Source organism: Viridibacillus arenosi (assembly GCF_001955655.1).
In the GTDB taxonomy this organism is placed as follows: Bacteria; Bacillota; Bacilli; order Bacillales_A; family Planococcaceae; genus Viridibacillus; species Viridibacillus arenosi.
Window position 1 is genome coordinate 708,133 of the sequence record NZ_MSPW01000001.1, and the last position, 16,727, is coordinate 724,859.

The 16,727-nt window shown below is 36.3% G+C and carries 18 protein-coding genes; 9 read left to right on the forward strand and 9 right to left on the reverse strand.

Annotated elements, in window-relative coordinates; all coding sequences use genetic code 11:
• Positions 1-2 precede the first annotated feature (2 nt).
• A complete protein-coding gene (gene pdhA / locus BK137_RS03480) occupies positions 3-1,118 on the reverse strand; it encodes a pyruvate dehydrogenase (acetyl-transferring) E1 component subunit alpha (RefSeq protein ID WP_038183623.1) in 1,116 nt (371 codons plus the stop codon).
• A gap of 358 nt (positions 1,119-1,476) precedes the next feature.
• Between pdhA and def the strand changes: the two genes are divergently transcribed.
• Positions 1,477-2,034, forward strand: coding sequence for a peptide deformylase (gene def, locus BK137_RS03485; protein WP_038183620.1), 558 nt, complete (start codon positions 1,477-1,479; stop codon positions 2,032-2,034).
• Between the two features lie 54 nt (positions 2,035-2,088).
• Here def and BK137_RS03490 read toward each other — a convergent pair whose 3' ends face one another.
• Positions 2,089-2,862, reverse strand: coding sequence for a Cof-type HAD-IIB family hydrolase (locus BK137_RS03490; protein WP_038183618.1), 774 nt, complete (start codon positions 2,860-2,862; stop codon positions 2,089-2,091).
• Between the two features lie 282 nt (positions 2,863-3,144).
• Between BK137_RS03490 and BK137_RS03495 the strand changes: the two genes are divergently transcribed.
• On the forward strand, positions 3,145-3,354 hold the full coding sequence (locus BK137_RS03495) for a DNA-dependent RNA polymerase subunit epsilon (RefSeq protein ID WP_038183616.1): 210 nt from the start codon (positions 3,145-3,147) through the stop codon (positions 3,352-3,354).
• A 4-nt stretch (positions 3,355-3,358) separates the two neighbouring features.
• Positions 3,359-5,026, forward strand: a complete 1,668-nt coding sequence (rnjA, locus tag BK137_RS03500; protein ID WP_038183613.1) for a ribonuclease J1 — start codon at positions 3,359-3,361, stop codon at positions 5,024-5,026.
• Between the two features lie 134 nt (positions 5,027-5,160).
• Here the strand turns inward: rnjA and BK137_RS03505 are convergent, their stop codons facing one another.
• From BK137_RS03505 to aceA, 7 genes are all read right to left on the reverse strand, one after another.
• Positions 5,161-5,820 carry a potassium channel family protein gene (locus BK137_RS03505; RefSeq protein WP_038183611.1) on the reverse strand — a complete coding sequence of 220 codons (660 nt, stop codon included), beginning with the start codon at positions 5,818-5,820 and terminating at the stop codon, positions 5,161-5,163.
• Positions 5,821-5,964: 144 nt separating this feature from the next.
• The gene (locus BK137_RS03510; RefSeq protein ID WP_038183608.1) at positions 5,965-6,423 is read right to left on the reverse strand and encodes a TlpA disulfide reductase family protein; all 459 of its coding nucleotides are present in this window, start codon (positions 6,421-6,423) and stop codon (positions 5,965-5,967) included.
• A 98-nt stretch (positions 6,424-6,521) separates the two neighbouring features.
• Complete coding sequence (locus BK137_RS03515) at positions 6,522-7,070, reverse strand: peroxiredoxin (RefSeq protein ID WP_038183596.1); 549 nt, start codon at positions 7,068-7,070, stop codon at positions 6,522-6,524.
• A 361-nt stretch (positions 7,071-7,431) separates the two neighbouring features.
• Positions 7,432-7,710, reverse strand: coding sequence for a hypothetical protein (locus BK137_RS03520; RefSeq protein ID WP_038183590.1), 279 nt, complete (start codon positions 7,708-7,710; stop codon positions 7,432-7,434).
• Positions 7,711-8,004: 294 nt separating this feature from the next.
• Entirely contained in the window at positions 8,005-8,127 is a 123-nt protein-coding gene (locus BK137_RS22500) for a YhfH family protein (protein ID WP_200866437.1), read from the reverse strand.
• A 20-nt stretch (positions 8,128-8,147) separates the two neighbouring features.
• On the reverse strand, positions 8,148-9,752 hold the full coding sequence (gene aceB / locus BK137_RS03525; protein ID WP_038183587.1) for a malate synthase A: 1,605 nt from the start codon (positions 9,750-9,752) through the stop codon (positions 8,148-8,150).
• 18 nt (positions 9,753-9,770) lie between these two features.
• Complete coding sequence (aceA, locus tag BK137_RS03530) at positions 9,771-11,054, reverse strand: isocitrate lyase (protein ID WP_038183584.1); 1,284 nt, start codon at positions 11,052-11,054, stop codon at positions 9,771-9,773.
• A 184-nt stretch (positions 11,055-11,238) separates the two neighbouring features.
• On the opposite strand from aceA, the gene BK137_RS03535 reads away from it, so the two are divergent.
• From BK137_RS03535 to BK137_RS03560, 6 genes are all read left to right on the forward strand, one after another.
• Positions 11,239-11,910 carry a LytTR family DNA-binding domain-containing protein gene (locus BK137_RS03535; RefSeq protein ID WP_038183581.1) on the forward strand — a complete coding sequence of 224 codons (672 nt, stop codon included), beginning with the start codon at positions 11,239-11,241 and terminating at the stop codon, positions 11,908-11,910.
• A gap of 385 nt (positions 11,911-12,295) precedes the next feature.
• Positions 12,296-12,838, forward strand: a complete 543-nt coding sequence (locus BK137_RS03540) for a helix-turn-helix domain-containing protein (protein ID WP_038183578.1) — start codon at positions 12,296-12,298, stop codon at positions 12,836-12,838.
• A gap of 15 nt (positions 12,839-12,853) precedes the next feature.
• Positions 12,854-13,960 (forward strand): ABC transporter ATP-binding protein, encoded by a 1,107-nt coding sequence (locus tag BK137_RS03545; RefSeq protein ID WP_038183575.1) that lies wholly within the window; start codon positions 12,854-12,856, stop codon positions 13,958-13,960.
• The gene (locus BK137_RS03550) at positions 13,950-14,774 is read left to right on the forward strand and encodes an ABC transporter permease (RefSeq protein ID WP_038183572.1); all 825 of its coding nucleotides are present in this window, start codon (positions 13,950-13,952) and stop codon (positions 14,772-14,774) included. The genes BK137_RS03545 and BK137_RS03550 overlap by 11 nt, the downstream gene beginning before the upstream one ends.
• On the forward strand, positions 14,758-15,561 hold the full coding sequence (locus tag BK137_RS03555; protein WP_038183569.1) for an ABC transporter permease: 804 nt from the start codon (positions 14,758-14,760) through the stop codon (positions 15,559-15,561). The genes BK137_RS03550 and BK137_RS03555 overlap by 17 nt, the downstream gene beginning before the upstream one ends.
• Positions 15,558-16,631, forward strand: a complete 1,074-nt coding sequence (locus BK137_RS03560) for an ABC transporter substrate-binding protein (RefSeq protein ID WP_038183565.1) — start codon at positions 15,558-15,560, stop codon at positions 16,629-16,631. The genes BK137_RS03555 and BK137_RS03560 overlap by 4 nt, the downstream gene beginning before the upstream one ends.
• Positions 16,632-16,727: the final 96 nt, after the last annotated feature.

Genomic DNA, 16,727 nt, shown 5'->3' on the forward strand with positions numbered 1-16,727 from the left:
GGTTACTTCGACTCCTTCTCTTTGAAGATTTCGTATTGTTCTTGTAAATTATATGGTAAATCGCCATCATTCATATTACGGATCAGTTCTGTTACTTTTTGTTTCGGTGCCGCATCCGCTTCTTTAACAGCCGCTTTAATTTCTTCTTTAGCTTTTTCAATTACTTCTGCTTCTTTTTCTTCGCTCCATAAACCTTTTGCTTCTAAGTATTTTCGGAAACGTACAATTGGATCTTTCTTTTCCCATTGTGAATCTGTGTCAGAAGTACGGTAACGAGTTGGATCATCTCCAGCCATAGTATGTGGACCATAACGGTAACACATTGTTTCAATTAATGAAGGACCCTCACCATTTACGGCACGTTGTCGTGCATCGCGAGTTGCTACGAATACTGCAAGTGGATCCATTCCATCTACTAAGATACTAGGAATACCTGCCGCAATACCTTTTTGAGCGATTGTTTTCGCAGCTGTTTGCAATTCACGTGGTGTTGAAATAGCAAATTGGTTATTTTGAACGATGAAAATTGCTGGTGAACGAAACGCTCCTGCAAAGTTAATACCTTCGTAGAAATCCCCTTGAGACGAACCACCATCACCTGTATAAGTTACAGCAACGGATTTTTTGCCTCGTTTTTGCATACCAAGTGCAACTCCAGCTGTTTGAATATACTGAGCACCGATAATAATTTGTGGTGGTAACACATTAACATCCTCTGGAATTTGATTACCTATGAAATGTCCACGCGAGAACAAGAATGCTTTAGAAAGCGGTAGTCCGTGCCAAACGATTTGAGGCACATCGCGATATCCCGGTAAAATATAATCTTCTTTTTCAAGTGCATAGTGTGAAGCAATTTGAGAAGCTTCTTGACCAGCTGTTGGCGCATAGAATCCTAGGCGTCCTTGACGATTTAATGAGATTGAACGTTGGTCTAAAATACGCGTGAAAACCATTCGGCTCATTAACTCAACTAATTCAGTATCCGATAATTTCGGATCTGCATCTTCGTTGACAATTTCGCCTTCCTCATTCAAAATCTGAAACATTTCAAATTTTTCTTCAATCTCATGCAAGTTTGCAACTGGATCGAATTGCTTTGATTTTTGTGAAGCCATGTTACCACATCTCCTCTGTGTCTGTATTATAAATATTCTTCGTTTTAGTAATACAACGTTTCTTCATTTTCAGTATACTGAATTAAAATAAATAGGTCAATCATTGTTATGATAATGCTTACATTATTTTTTTCTTACTATTCGGAAAAATCTGTACCATAAACCCTCAGACAACTGTATTATACAACAGATTCATTTTCCCACTCTTTACTAGAACAGACTTTTACCACGTATTATGTATTCCCAGTTGTCGTAAAGTTAAACAAATAATCTTCTAAGAATCTCTCTTTTTCATTGAACGATTGTCGTTGTACGTTATACTATGGATATAGATTTTGTATCGAAAGGAAGAAACGAAATGATTTTAATGGATAATGTAATTCGCGAAGGCCATCCAACATTACGTACCCGCGCGAAAGAATTAACTTTTCCCCTAACACCTGAGGATAAAAAATTAGGTCAAGACTTACTTGAATTCCTTATTAATAGTCAAGACCCTGTAATAAGTGAAAAATATGACTTGCGTTCTGGAATAGGTATTGCCGCTCCGCAAATAAATGAATCAAAAAGAATGTTTGCTCTTCATTTACATGATGACAATGACAATCAAATCAGCTTCGTCGCTGTAAACCCGAAAATCGTTAGTCATTCAGTTGAAAACACTTATTTAACAAACGGTGAAGGCTGTTTGTCAGTTGATCGTAACGTAGCTGGTTACGTACCACGCCATGCACGTATTACAGTTAAATACCATACACTTGATGGTGAAGAAATAAAAATGCGCTTAAAAGGCATACCCGCAATCGCGTTTCAACATGAATTAGACCATTTAAATGGTGTCATGTTCTATGATCATATCAATGAATCCAACCCATTCGCTGATGTACCAAATTCTCAACCAATTGAAAACAATTAAAAAAAAAGCCTTACTATGAATCGTAAAATCATAGTAAGGCTTTTTTATTGTTTTTTATACCAATTGTAATTTTTCCATTGCTTTTACTAATCCATCTTCATCTACATGATCAGTTACAAAACTCGCTACAGTTTTCGCTTTAACATGACCATTTCCCATTGCCACACCTGTTCCAACTGCTGTTAACATTTCAACATCATTTAAACCATCACCGAAAGCTATCGCATCTTGCATTTCAAAATTAGTATATTCAAGTAAACGTTCAATCCCATATGCTTTAGAAACACCTTTATTTAATACATCACAACAATAAGTATGCCATCGAACTAACTGCAACTCAGGAAAAGCCGCTGCATATTCTTTTTCTTCTTCGACACTTACATACAATAAAACTTGATAAATAGGATGATTTAAGTAGAAATGTTTATCCAGTCTTGGCATAGGATAGAGTAATGAAGTCAAGCTTTCCTTTATCTGATGATGCTCTGGAACAGAAGTAACCATCTCTTGATCATCTAAAAAGACTAATGGTTTATCCTGTTTCTCCACATAGTTTACAAGAGCCTTCAATTGTTCAAGTGGAACTGGCTTCAATGAGATAGGGTTCCCCTTATACACAACATATTGCCCATTAAAACAAACATAAGAGTCTACTTTTAGCGTTTCAAGAACTTCCTGAATCATAAACGGGGCTCTACCCGTAGCAATAACCACTTCATGACCATTATCTTTTGCCTTTTTGACCGCATCAATTGTTGTCTGTGGAATTTCTTTTTTCGAATTATAGAGTGTACCGTCAATATCAAAAAACAATATTTTTTTCTGCATATTAAATTACTTCCTCTCTTTTCTTGTATTCCCATTTGTTAAGCAAAAAGACTTTACAGTAATAACTTAATATTGTATAATGTCCACGAGGAGTGATATGCCATGTTTAAACGCCTTAAAAAACAATTGTTGAAACGGCTTAATGGCTTGCTCGGAAAAAAAACAATCGCTTAAGTATATTTGCCCTTCATAATTTTGGAGGGCTTTTCTTTATTTTAAGTTACTAGCGTGATAATATAAAGGAAATGCAATTATTTTGAACGTGTTAAAGGAGAGCATATTATGATTTACAAAGTTTATTATCAAGAAAATGCGCTTGAAGTACCAGTTCGCGAAAATACTCAATGCTTATATTTAGAAGCGGTAGATGAGCGTGAAGTTCGTCAAAAACTTAAAGACCGTAACTACAATATCGAATTTATTCAATTGCTTGAAGGAAACTACTTAGAGTACGAACAAGCAAGCGAACATTTCCACGTGGAGAAACTCTAAACGTATGAAGTTTGTCAAAAATGACCAAACAGCGGTTTTCGCACTCGGCGGACTGGGCGAAATCGGTAAAAATACGTATGCCGTACAATTCCAAGATGAAATTATCTTGATTGACGCAGGAATTAAATTCCCTGAGGACGATCTATTAGGTATTGACTATGTTATACCAGACTACACTTATTTAGTAAGAAATGTAGACAAGATTAAAGGTCTATTCATTACTCATGGTCATGAAGATCATATTGGTGGTATTCCTTATTTGCTTCGTCAAATTAACATTCCTGTATACGGTGGCAAGCTTGCACTAGGTTTGTTACGTAATAAATTGGACGAGCATGGTTTACTTCGCCAGACAAAAATGATTGAAATCCAAGAAGAGGACATTATTAAATTCCGTAAAACTTCTGTGAGCTTCTTTAGAACAACCCACAGTATTCCGGATGCATACGGTATTGTTGTAAAAACTCCTCCTGGTAATATCGTTCATACAGGAGATTTCAAATTCGACTTCACTCCTGTCGGTGAACCAGCAAACTTAACAAAAATGGCTGAAATCGGACGCGATGGCGTGTTATGTCTACTATCTGATAGTACAAATGCAGAAGTTCCTAATTTCACAATGTCTGAACGCAAAGTTGGAGAAAGTATTGATGAAATTCTACGCAAAGTGGAAGGTCGTCTTATTTTTGCAACATTCGCTTCAAATATTCACCGATTACAACAAGTTACGGATGCCGCTGCTAGACACGGACGTAAAATTGCTGTATTTGGTAGAAGTATGGATAACGCTATTACAATTGGCCGTGAATTAGGCTATATCACTGCACCAAAAGAAACTTTTGTTGATTCACAAACGTTAAATCGTTTGCCAGCTAACGAAGTATTAATTCTTTGTACAGGTAGCCAAGGTGAACCAATGGCAGCACTTTCTCGTATTGCCAATGGGACTCACCGTCAAATCCAAATTCAACCTGGTGATACTGTTGTATTTTCATCTTCACCAATCCCAGGGAACACAATTAGCGTTAATAAAACAATTAACTCATTATTCCGTGCAGGTGCAGAAGTTATTCATGGTTCATTGAATAATATTCATACTTCTGGTCACGGTTCTCAAGAAGAACAAAAACTAATGCTTCGTCTGATTAAACCAAAATTCTTTATGCCAATCCATGGTGAGTACCGTATGCTTCGTATGCATGCTGATCTAGCTATTGATTGTGACGTAGAACCAGACAATACGTTCATCATGGAAAATGGAGATGTCCTTGCACTTAGCCCTAATACGGCTGCTGTATCGGGCCGAATTCCTTCTGGTGATGTTTATATCGATGGTAACGGAATTGGTGATATCGGTAATATCGTTTTGCGCGATCGCCGTATCCTTTCCGAAGAAGGTCTAGTCATCGTTGTGGTTAGCGTGAATATGGAGACACAGAAAATTGTTTCCGGCCCAGATATTATCTCTCGTGGTTTCGTATATATGCGTGAATCCGGAATGATGATTAATGAAGCTCAACAAATGTTGAACCGTCACTTACAACGTACATTACAAGACAAAACACCTCAGTGGTCAGAACTGAAAAATGATATCACTGATGCATTAGGACCATACTTATTTGAAAAAACAAAGCGTCGTCCGATGATTTTACCGATTATTATGGAAGTTTGATTACAAAAGGGTAGAGATTTTAAAATCTCTACCCTTTTTATATTTTTATGGCGAAAGTCTAAAGTTCGCATAAATCTTCAAAAAAATTATTCATCACTAGCTCTCAAAATAAATAACCCCAAAGCATTATGCTCTTAATTCATCATTTTCTTCTCAAAACGACTAATATCAACATCTGCTCCGATAACAATTAAAATATCACCTTCATGAATGACCTCATCCGCTTGCGGTGAAACGATGATTTCGTGCCCTCTTTTAATCGCTACAATATTAATACCATATCTTACCCTGATGTCTAAGTTAATGATTGTATGGCCTTCTAATAAATGATTTGCCTTAATCTCCATAATTGAATGTTCATCAGATAATTCCAAGTAATCGAGTACATTATTTGACATCATATTATTCGCAATACGAATCCCCATATCACGTTCTGGATGAACAACATGATCTGCCCCTATTTTTCGTAAAACTTTTTCATGGTAATCATTTTGGGCTTTCACAGTAATCTTCTGCACCCCAATTTCTTTTAACATCAATGTAGTTAAAATACTCGATTGGATGTCGTCACCAATTGCTATGATTACATGTTCAAAGTTGCGAATCCCAAGTGATTTCAAAACTGATTCATCCGTGGTATCTGCTACGACTGCCTGCGTGGCGATTGGAGCAAATTCGTCGACTCTTTCTGGTTGTTTATCTATTGCCATTACATCAGCACCTTGTTGTATCAGCTCCGAAACGATACTGCCGCCAAAACGACCTAAACCAATGACAACAAATTCTTTTTTCATGAAAATTTCCCCCGATACTGTAAAGAATGGACATAGTGTAACACAATACATTTAAGCATACAAACACAGCTATTGCTATTTTTTCCAATAAAAAAAGAATTATCCTTATAAAAACAGGACAATTCTTATGATATTCGAAATGACTTATGCGTCAGCGTTACGAACTTCGTCTAATACACGGTTTACGCGTTTTTCAAGCATTTTCATACCGCTACCACCTGCTTGGAAATGACGAAGTTGACCTTCTTTATCAAAAACATAATAAGCAGGTACATATTGGTTATCGAAAGCGTCAGTTAACTTCATTTCACCGTCAACAAAAATTGGTTGTGTAATATCATGTTCAGCTGCAGTTTCTTTAATAACGTCCAAGTCTAAATCACTTTCAGAACGCGGCATATGCACTGCAATAACATTTAATTCTTTACTGTATTCATCACGGAATTTATTGACATCTGGCATTGCTTCTTTACATAAATGACAGCTTACAGACCAGAAATGGATTAGTGTTGGTTTATTACCGATTAAGCTCGCTTTTGATACTTTCCCGTTTAACCAAGCTGTTTCGCCTACCAATTCAGGCATTTGAGCACGTAGTTTCATGTTTAATCACCTCATAATGGAATTCGTACATAGTATATTCTCATCTTTCAAAAAAAGACCTAACATTTGTTAGGCCTTTTTGATGTTAAAAATCTAATTTAAACTTCAAGAGTTTTTTGACCTGGGCGCCAGTTAGCTGGGCAAAGACCGCCAGTTTGTAGTGCTTGTAGTACGCGAAGTGTTTCATCTACATCGCGACCAATGTTATTGTGGTTAACAACTTGATATTGAAGTTCGCCTTCTGGATTGATGATGAATAATCCGCGAAGTGCAACGCCTTCTTCTTCAATTAACACGCCATAATCACGAGATACACGTTGATTGTGGTCAGCTGCTAATGGGAATTTTAATTGACCAAGACCATTTTCAGTACGATCAGTGTTAATCCACGCTAAATGAGTGTGGATTGTATCAGTTGATACACCAATTACTTCTGCATCAAGATCTTCAAATTCATCGTAACGATCTGACATTGCAGTGATTTCAGTTGGGCATACAAATGTGAAGTCCATTGGATAGAAGAATAAAACAGTCCACTTGTCATTTTTCATGTTTTCTTCTAAATTAACTTTACCGAATTCTTTATTAGCTAATACTGCTTGCATTTCAAAGCGAGGTGCTTGATTTGCTACTAAACGTTCTGCCATGTTGAATCCCTCCAAATATTGTTATATATGCTATTGCGAAAAACTAAAATTTTCGCATTAATCCAATTCCTACAATAGCAAATCAACATTGTGAAATCAATCATTTACACTTAATAATTATTCTAATCTATCTCTTATTGTGACAAATAATCGACATTTTATTCTTCAAAGAATTAAAGAACATATCTTCAATAAGATATGATTAATTATATAAAAAAAATGATAACAAAAGAAAAAACCCCATAAATGGAGTTTAAATTCGATAGAAAATATGATAAATATAGGCTTTTTAGTCCATGTAATCGTATTATTTATGGATAAATACCCCACCTATTGATTACTGTGTATTTTTCAAAATCCATCACAAAGGTCGATTAGGCCGGCCTTGACAGTTATCGCAGGAGGGATCCTCACATACCTCTTCTCGCCATTCATTGCAATTTGCACAAAATAATGCATCATAATCATCTGAATAGCGTAATAACCCTAAACATTCAGGACAATAATCCTCTAATGCAATCGCATCGATTAAACGATTATTCGCCATTAGGAATGTACCTTCAAAAACGGGATCACTTGGGACTTTCACCGCACCCTGTCGTTCTTTAGGATCTAGATAAAAAAACAATTTCTTTCCCAATATTTCCGCCTCCTTAGACACCTAGTTTAGCATAAATCACCGCCATTTTTCTCTATAATACTTTTTATTTTTGAAGAACATTTCGGTGAACTATTGCATATGTTCATAAATTACTTTCATGGCGGACTAGTACTATTTAGACATAATATCAGGAATGTAGAATGCGGTTAAAAAAAATCGAAAAATCCACATTTCAAATACATTATCTAATCATGCATCATGCTATAAAATATTTACAACAAAAAAACTCACCAGCCTATTGTTGACTGACGAGTTTAACTTTTACTATTCGTTTTATTCTTCGTTTATGCCGATGCAGCGCTCACACTCATAAAGAGTTGATTCTACACGCTCAACAATTACGCATCCGCACTCACGACAATGTTTTTTTGCTACTTCTTGTTTCGTTGTTTTCATTGTAATCTCCTCCGTTTTTGTTATTGAATATGACTATAGCTTGGTAAAGTTAAAAATTCTTCAAATGTCGATTTTAACGTCAAGAACTTGAAGATGTCTGCCGCTTCTTCATAACGACCATTTTGAAAGTTTTCTTGACCAACTTGTTGCTCAATTTCTGCAAGTTCTTGTTGTAATATTTCAATAAATAACAGTTCATTAATATCACGACCATCATCAAGCACCCCTTGAGGATGACGAATCCATTGCCACGTTTGAGAGCGTGAAATTTCTGCTGTAGCCACATCTTCCATCATATGGTTTATCGGAGCTGCTCCATTACCCCGTAGCCATGAAGCGATATATTGTACCCCTACACTGCAATTGATTCGTAAGCCAGCCTCTGTAATTGTTCCTACAGGTACTTCTAACAAATCTTCTGCTGTTACATGCACATCTTCCCTCTTACGATCAATCTGGTTTGGTGTTTTCATATGTTCATTGAATTGCTCCATAGCTACTAAAACTAACCCTGGATGTGCAACCCAAGTTCCATCATGACCATCTGATGCTTCACGACGCTTATCTTCTCTTACCTTACCAAAAGCGATATCATTTGCCTCTGGATTATCTTTAATCGGAATTTGTGCAGCCATTCCTCCGATGGCTGGCGCATTCCTTTTATGACAAGTTTGCACACATTTCAAAGTGTACGCACGCATGAATGGCGATGTCATTGTCACTTGACCACGGTCAGGTAAAATAACTTCTGGTTGATTGCGTAATCGTTTCAAATAGCTGAAAATGTAGTCCCATCGTCCACAATTTAGACCTGCTGAATGCTCACGCAATTCATATAATATTTCATCCATTTCAAATGCAGCTGTAATCGTTTCGATTAAGACAGTCGCCTTAATTGTTCCCTGTGGAAGATCAAGTTGCTCTTGAGCATAGATAAATACGTCATTCCATAATCGTGCTTCTAAATGGCTTTCAAGTTTTGGCAAGTAAAAATATGGACCTGATCCACGGGCTACTAACTCCTTCGCATTGTGGAAGACATATAAACCGAAATCAAATAGACTTCCAGCGATTTGTTCACCGGCAATTTCTATATTCTTCTCGAGTAAGTGTAACCCTCGTGGGCGAACAAGTAAGACAGCTGGGTTGTCATTTAATTTATATGTTTTACCGTTTGATGGTTGTGTAAAGAAAATTGTTTTTCGAACTGCATCTCGCATATTCACTTGCCCTTCAATCATATTGGCCCAAGTAGGTGACGTGGCATCTTCAAAACATGCCATGAACATTTTTGCACCAGAATTAAGTGCATTAATGACCATTTTACGATTAACAGGCCCCGTAATTTCTACTCGACGATCTTGTAAATCTGCAGGAAGTGGAGCAATAGTCCACTCTCCATCACGGATTTCTTTTGTCTCTGGAAGAAAATCCAGTTTCTCGCCAGCATCGATGCGCTGTTGTCTATTTTGACGTTCTTCTAATAATTCTTTTCTTCGTTGATCAAACTGGCGGTGTAACGAAGCTATAAATTGCAAGGCTTCAGTTGTTAAAATTTCTGCGCTTGCTGCCGATTGTCTCCCTAAAATTTTTATATCTTGAGAAGTTACTTGTTGAGTCTTCATAGCCCATCCCCCTTTTGATTAAATGAATTGTGCTGTTTCTGTAGACCCCTTCATAGCAGTTGTAGAAGATGTTCCCCCTGAAATCACTTGTGAAACATCATCAAAGTAACCAGTTCCTACCTCACGTTGATGTTTTGTAGCTGTATAGCCTTTTGTTTCATTAGCAAATTCAGCTTCTTGAAGTTTAGAGTACGCAGCCATGCCATTGTCTTTATAATCATGCGCTAATTCAAACATGCTGTGGTTTAGAGCATGGAATCCTGCTAATGTTACAAATTGGAATTTGTAACCCATTTTGCCTAGTTCAACTTGATATTTAGCGATTGTTTCATCATCTAAGTTTGCTTTCCAATTGAATGAGGGAGAGCAGTTATACGCAAGCATTTTATTTGGGAATTTCGCACGAATTGCCTCAGCGAATTTTTTCGCCTCTTCTAAGTCTGGTGTAGATGTTTCGCACCAAATTAAATCTGCATAAGGCGCATAAGCTAGACCGCGTGCAATCGCTTGATCAATACCCGCTTTTGTACGGAAGAAACCTTCAGGAGTACGTTCCCCTGTGATAAACTCTGCATCTCTTGAATCGATATCACTTGTAACCATATCTGCTGCATCTGCATCAGTACGTGCAATTAAAATTGTAGGTACATCTAAAACATCAGCTGCAAGTCTAGCAGAGATTAGATTACGAATTGCATTTTGTGTTGGAAGTAAAACTTTACCACCCAAATGGCCACATTTTTTCTCCGAAGCTAATTGGTCTTCTAAGTGAACCCCTGATGCTCCTGATTCAATCATTCCTTTAACTAATTCAAATACATTTAAAGGTCCGCCAAAACCAGCTTCAGCATCTGCTACAATCGGTGCGAACCAGTCAAAGCCATCTTCTCGCCCTTCAGCATGATCAATTTGATCTGCTCGCTGTAATGCTTGGTTAATGCGCTTAACAACTGCAGGAACACTGTTAGCTGGGTATAGGCTTTGGTCAGGATACATTTGACCTGAAAGATTTGCATCTGCTGCTACTTGCCAACCACTTAGGTAGATTGCTTGTAAACCCGCTTTTACTTGTTGAACAGCTTGATTACCAGTCAATGCACCTAAAGCATTGATAAAATCTTCTTCATGTAAAGATTTCCATAAACGTTCAGCACCTTTTTTGGCTAATGTATGTTCAATAATTACTGAACCGCGTAATTTAACTACCTCTTCCGCGCTATATGGACGTTCAATTCCTAACCAACGCCCCTCTTCAGTCCAGCTCTTTTCTAATTGCTCCACTTGTTTTTGTTTCGATACCATAACAATCCACACCTTCCAATAAATTTACGTTAAAGTCTGTTTAAATTAATTGTTGCATAACAGATAACGTTGTTATAAATTAATATATAACAGTTTCTAAATTTTGTTATTATTTTGTGATAAAAAACCATTTTTTTACGATGAAAGAACGTTTTTCCAAGATGAATTGAGGGGGGCGCTTCAAATGGTTGAGGATAAAGTTGGTTTTGCAAAAGGTTTAGTTGATCAATACAAGAATTTGTTAGCGGATTGGATTCCACAGGAGGCAACGCTGGCGATTGCTATCGGAGACTCTTACATTTATTATGTGGCAGGTGCTTATGATGTACATTTAAACAATGGCAAAGGGATAAAAAAAGGGAGTATTGCTGAACGAGTCATTCAAGAAAGAAGAAAGATAGAAGCTGTTGTAGAAGAAGAGGTATTGGGTACACCCTATTATGGCATTGGATATCCCATCGACTTACATGGCCAACCTGCAGCACTACTAGTCATATTACCACCCAATCATCATCTAGCTGTAAAAGAACCTTTCCGCTTTATAACTGGTAAACAACAAGATGAATGGGCGCCCATCGCCATTGAAAAAGTTTCGCATTTCGAAAGCTTAAATAAAAAAAGCTGGTTTTATGCTAAAAGTGAACAATACAAAACGAACTTAACATTAAAAGAGTTACATAAACGATTACCTGATTGTTTTTTAAGAATTCACCGCTCTTATATAGTGAACATTCACTCCATTCAAAAAATAACGAGAGATTTCTCATCAAATTTAATGGTTGTTTTGAAAGATAATACTGAACTACCTGTCAGTAATACCTATATTAATGATGTGAAGAGAGCTCTAGAGTTTTGAGATTAATATTAGTGAAGTCTACCGAATGCGAAGATGCATTCGGTTTTTTATATTTAATAACTTCGGCTAATCAGGGACGTCAACGTCATGTTAAATATTCCTAATTTCTTTATTACTAGAACAACTTTACTAAATCATCTCCTATATAAATAGAATACTTTATCTCCATTTAGGGTATGAGTTTAAAGAGAATGCAATTTTCATCTTAAAACATCAGATATTTTCTCATAAACTTTCAATACTGCTATTATTTTTTTCTAAAAACGGTTGAAAAATGCTGTCAATTTTGTATAATAGATATCGTTTGAGTAAACTAAAAGTTTCGTTAAAGTAAACTTTCGATTCTTTAAGTTTACGAATAGTAAACAATCGAGGAGCAAGGTAGATGCAAATCGGCAAAAAGATTAAAAGACTTCGCCTAAAAAAGGGACTTACCCAAGAAGAGTTAGGTGAAAGAACAGATTTGAGCAAAGGTTACATCTCACAATTAGAAAGAGATTTAAATTCCCCTTCTATTGAAACTCTCTTCACATTACTAGAAGTTCTTGGCTCAACACCGAAAGACTTTTTTGATGATGAACAAGAAGAACAAAAGGTCGTCTACACAGATGAGGACCAAACAATCTTTACAGACGAAGATAAAAAATATCGTATTCAATGGCTTATTCCAACTTCTAATGAAAAAGAAATTGAACCTGTCATTTTAACATTTGAACAAAACGGTGAATTCAAACAATTTGAGCCTTCTCTCTCTGAAACATTTATCTATGTTTTAACTGGGCGTGTTCGACTTGTATTAGGTAAAGAAGAATATATCGCAACTGCAGGAAATGCGGTCTATTTCGATGCTTCAGATACTCATCAACTGTTTAATGCTCACGCAGGAAAAACCGAGCTTTTACTCGTCGCAACCGAATCTTATTTATAGTTTAGGAGGCCCCACATGACTGAAAACTCAATTATCCGCTTTGAAAACGTGTCGAAGTCTTATTCTGATGGCACTGTCGTATTAAAAGACATCAGTTTTGAATTAGAGAGAGGTGAATTTTACACGCTACTAGGTCCATCCGGTTGTGGTAAAACTACAATTCTCCGCCTAATCGCTGGTTTCATGGAGCCAACGAGTGGCTCGATTTATTTCAATGGGAAGAAAATCAATAATATTCCTGCAAATGAAAGACAAGTGAATACAGTATTCCAAGACTATGCCCTATTCCCACATTTAGATGTGTTTGAAAATGTAGCATTTGGATTGCGTATTAAAAAACTAAAAAATGCTGAAATAACAACTCGTGTAAATGAAGCATTAAAATTCGTTAACTTAGAAGGCTATGGCAATCGTGAAATTTCTGAAATGTCTGGTGGGCAACGTCAACGTGTCGCTATCGCTCGGGCAATCGTGAATGATCCTGAAATCATCTTATTAGATGAACCATTATCTGCATTAGATTTAAAGCTTCGTACAGAAATGCAATATGAACTGCGAGAATTACAACAACGTCTAGGTAAAACATTTGTATTCGTCACACATGACCAAGAAGAAGCGTTAGCAATGTCGGATGAAATTTTCGTTTTAAACGAAGGTACTATTCAACAAAGTGGTACACCGGTAGATATTTATGACGAACCAATTAACCGATTCGTTGCTGATTTCATCGGCGAATCAAATATAGTGCCTGGGACGATGATTGAAGATTTTGTCGTGAATTTCGCTGGCAAAACATTCGAATGTGTTGACCAAGGTTTAAATCCAAATGAAAAGATAGACATCGTAATTCGACCTGAGGATTTAGAAATTACTTCCCTAGAAAACGGTAAGCTAGAAGTAACTGTAGATACACAATTATTCCGCGGTGTACATTATGAATTATCTACCTATGATGAAGATGGAAATGAATGGCTTGTACACTCATTAAAAAAAGCAACAGTTGGTACGAAAATCGGACTAGATTTTGATCCTGAAGCCATTCACGTTATGCGTCTAAACGAGACAGAGGAAGACTTTGACAAGCGTTTAGAATCATATGGAGATGAAGAAGATGAGAAATAACAAAAACAGTCCATTTACACTCGTTCCATATTATTTATGGATTGCTCTCTTTGTAATTGCCCCTATTATATTAGTTGTGTATTACTCACTTCTTGATTTAAATGGTAATTTTACATTCGCGAACTATCAGAACTTCTTTACGGGCGTTTATTTGAAAATGACGCTAAGTTCATTTTGGTACGCATTTCTGATTACAGTATTTTCATTATTAGTTTCTTATCCTACGGCCTATTTAATTACTAAAACAAAGCAAAAACAACTTTGGCTTATATTAATTATTATTCCATCATGGATTAACTTACTTTTAAAAACGTACGCATTTATTGGGATTTTCGGTATGAGTGGTCCTATTAATGCATTTTTGAAAACAATTGGCATTCCAGAACAACAAATCTTATTTACTGATGCTAGTTTTGTTTTTGTGTCTGTTTATATTTTCATCCCGTTTATGATTTTACCGATTTTCAATGCATTGGATAAACTAAATCCAGCACTTATTTATGCTTCTCGTGATTTAGGTGCTTCAAAACTTACTACATTCCGTCGAGTTATACTACCACTGACAATGAACGGTGTTAAATCAGGAATTCAAGCAGTGTTTATCCCTTCATTATCTCTATTTATGATTACTCGACTTATTGCAGGTAACCGCGTTATTACACTTGGGACTGCAATCGAACAACAGTTTTTGGTTACTCAAAACTGGGGAATGGGTTCGACAATCGCAGTTTTCTTAATACTATTTATGTTCATCATCATGCTACTCACTGGTCAAAAAGAGAAAGGGGCATCACAAAATGGAAAAGCTAAGTAAAGGTTCAAAGCTGTATTTAGCTTTGGTTTTTGTCGTTTTGTATGCGCCTATTCTGTTTTTAGTATTTTACTCTTTTAACAGTGGCGGAACGATGACAAATTTTGAATCATTTACGTTGGAACATTACAAAGCTGTATTTGAAGATACACGTTTGATAAACATTTTGATTAATACAGTTGTAGTAGCATTATTGTCCGCACTTATTTCCACTATGATTGGGACTCTTGGTGCGATTGGAATTGTTTCGATACGCAATCACAAACTACGTAATACTGTTCTTTCGCTTAATAATATTTTAATTGTAAGTCCAGACGTTATTATTGGGGCATCTTTCTTGATCTTATTCACAATGGTTGGGGTTAATTTAGGCTTTAGTTCTGTATTATTAGCACACGTTGCTTTTAGTATCCCAATTGTTGTCATTATGGTTTTACCTAAGTTACAAGAAATGAGTTCTTCTCTAATCGATGCCGCACTTGATCTAGGTGCATCACGTCGTGACATTCTAACTCGTGTTATTTTACCTTATATCAAACCTGGTATTTTCGCAGGATTCTTTTTAGCTTTAACTTATTCCCTAGATGATTTCGCAGTAACGTTTTTCGTTACCGGAAATGGCTTTAGTACTTTATCCGTTGAAATCTATTCGATGGCACGCGCTGGTGTGTCTTTAACTGTTAATGCTATTTCAGGCTTAGTATTCTTTGTTACGATGTTACTTGTGCTCGGCTATTACTTCATCACAAACCGTAGTAAAGGCGCTCGTGGATCGGAGGTTCCTAAATGAAGTCATTAGTACGCTATACAGTTGGCATAATTCTTGTTTGCGCAATACTGATGTATGCTGCAAGTGTAATGGACCAAACTTCCGGTAAATCAGGGAAAGATATTTTAACCATTTACAACTGGGGAGAATATATTGACCCTGACTTACTGAAACAATTTGAAAAAGAAACTGGTATTCACGTTATCTACGAAACATTTGATTCAAACGAAGCGATGATGACGAAAATTGAACAAGGTGGTACATCTTATGATATTTCGATGCCATCTGAATACACAATTGAGCAAATGAAAGAACGTGAATTATTACTTCCGATCGATTACAAACAAATTCCGAATATCAAGAACATCGATGAAGATTTTTTGAATTTGGATTTTGACCCAAAGAATAAATACTCTGTTCCATATTTTTGGGGAACTGTAGGAATTGTTTATAATTCTAAAATGTTAAAAGGACAAAATTTCGATAGCTGGGACGATCTTTGGGATCCATCTCTAAAAGGAAAAGTTATATTAGTTGATAGTGCTCGTGAAGTTTTAGGTGTTGGTTTAAACAGTATGGGAAAATCACTTAATTCTACTGATACTGATGAATTAAAGGCAGCAACTGACAAATTAATAAAAATGGCTCCGAATGTCAAAGCCATTATCGGGGATGAAGTAACACAATTAATGGTCAATGGTGATGCCTCTGTTGCTTTAACTTGGTCAGGTCAAGCTGCTGATATGATGTATGAAAATGAAGACTTAACATACAATGTGCCTTCAGAAGGTTCGAATTTATGGTTTGATAACATGGTTATTCCTAAAACGTCAAAAAACGTTGCAGGTGCGCATAAATTCATTAACTTTATGTTAGATCCTGAAGTGGCTGCTCAAAATGCAGATTATGTAGGATACTCTACACCGAATAAAGCTGCATTAAAATTAATGGATCCTGAAGTAGTAAACGACGAACGTTACTATCCATCAAAAGAAGTTCGAAATAATTTACATGTGTACAAAAATTTAGGTAAAGAAAAAATCGGTGAGTACAATGAATTTTTCTTGAAATTTAAAATGTCCATACGATAAAATAAAGAAGCTCGGTAGGTGTAAACCTCACTGAGCTTCTTTTGTTGCTTAACATCTGAACAAGCTGTATAATTCTAACAGCGACATTAATTAGCA

What these genes read in the sequence shown, in the direction of transcription:
- BK137_RS03560 (WP_038183565.1), top strand. Translation starts at nt 15,558, where the DNA reads ATGAAGTCATTAGTACGCTATACAGTTGGCATAATTCTTGTTTGCGCA.
- BK137_RS03505 (WP_038183611.1), bottom strand. Translation starts at nt 5,820, where the DNA reads ATGAAAAAAGAATTTGTTGTCATTGGTTTAGGTCGTTTTGGCGGCAGT.
- BK137_RS03515 (WP_038183596.1), bottom strand. Translation starts at nt 7,070, where the DNA reads ATGGCAGAACGTTTAGTAGCAAATCAAGCACCTCGCTTTGAAATGCAA.
- aceB (WP_038183587.1), bottom strand. Translation starts at nt 9,752, where the DNA reads ATGAAGACTCAACAAGTAACTTCTCAAGATATAAAAATTTTAGGGAGA.
- BK137_RS03545 (WP_038183575.1), top strand. Translation starts at nt 12,854, where the DNA reads ATGACTGAAAACTCAATTATCCGCTTTGAAAACGTGTCGAAGTCTTAT.
- BK137_RS03550 (WP_038183572.1), top strand. Translation starts at nt 13,950, where the DNA reads ATGAGAAATAACAAAAACAGTCCATTTACACTCGTTCCATATTATTTA.
- BK137_RS03490 (WP_038183618.1), bottom strand. Translation starts at nt 2,862, where the DNA reads ATGCAGAAAAAAATATTGTTTTTTGATATTGACGGTACACTCTATAAT.
- BK137_RS22500 (WP_200866437.1), bottom strand. Translation starts at nt 8,127, where the DNA reads ATGAAAACAACGAAACAAGAAGTAGCAAAAAAACATTGTCGTGAGTGC.
- rnjA (WP_038183613.1), top strand. Translation starts at nt 3,359, where the DNA reads ATGAAGTTTGTCAAAAATGACCAAACAGCGGTTTTCGCACTCGGCGGA.
- BK137_RS03510 (WP_038183608.1), bottom strand. Translation starts at nt 6,423, where the DNA reads ATGAAACTACGTGCTCAAATGCCTGAATTGGTAGGCGAAACAGCTTGG.
- def (WP_038183620.1), top strand. Translation starts at nt 1,477, where the DNA reads ATGATTTTAATGGATAATGTAATTCGCGAAGGCCATCCAACATTACGT.
- BK137_RS03555 (WP_038183569.1), top strand. Translation starts at nt 14,758, where the DNA reads ATGGAAAAGCTAAGTAAAGGTTCAAAGCTGTATTTAGCTTTGGTTTTT.
- aceA (WP_038183584.1), bottom strand. Translation starts at nt 11,054, where the DNA reads ATGGTATCGAAACAAAAACAAGTGGAGCAATTAGAAAAGAGCTGGACT.
- BK137_RS03540 (WP_038183578.1), top strand. Translation starts at nt 12,296, where the DNA reads ATGCAAATCGGCAAAAAGATTAAAAGACTTCGCCTAAAAAAGGGACTT.
- BK137_RS03535 (WP_038183581.1), top strand. Translation starts at nt 11,239, where the DNA reads ATGGTTGAGGATAAAGTTGGTTTTGCAAAAGGTTTAGTTGATCAATAC.
- BK137_RS03495 (WP_038183616.1), top strand. Translation starts at nt 3,145, where the DNA reads ATGATTTACAAAGTTTATTATCAAGAAAATGCGCTTGAAGTACCAGTT.
- pdhA (WP_038183623.1), bottom strand. Translation starts at nt 1,118, where the DNA reads ATGGCTTCACAAAAATCAAAGCAATTCGATCCAGTTGCAAACTTGCAT.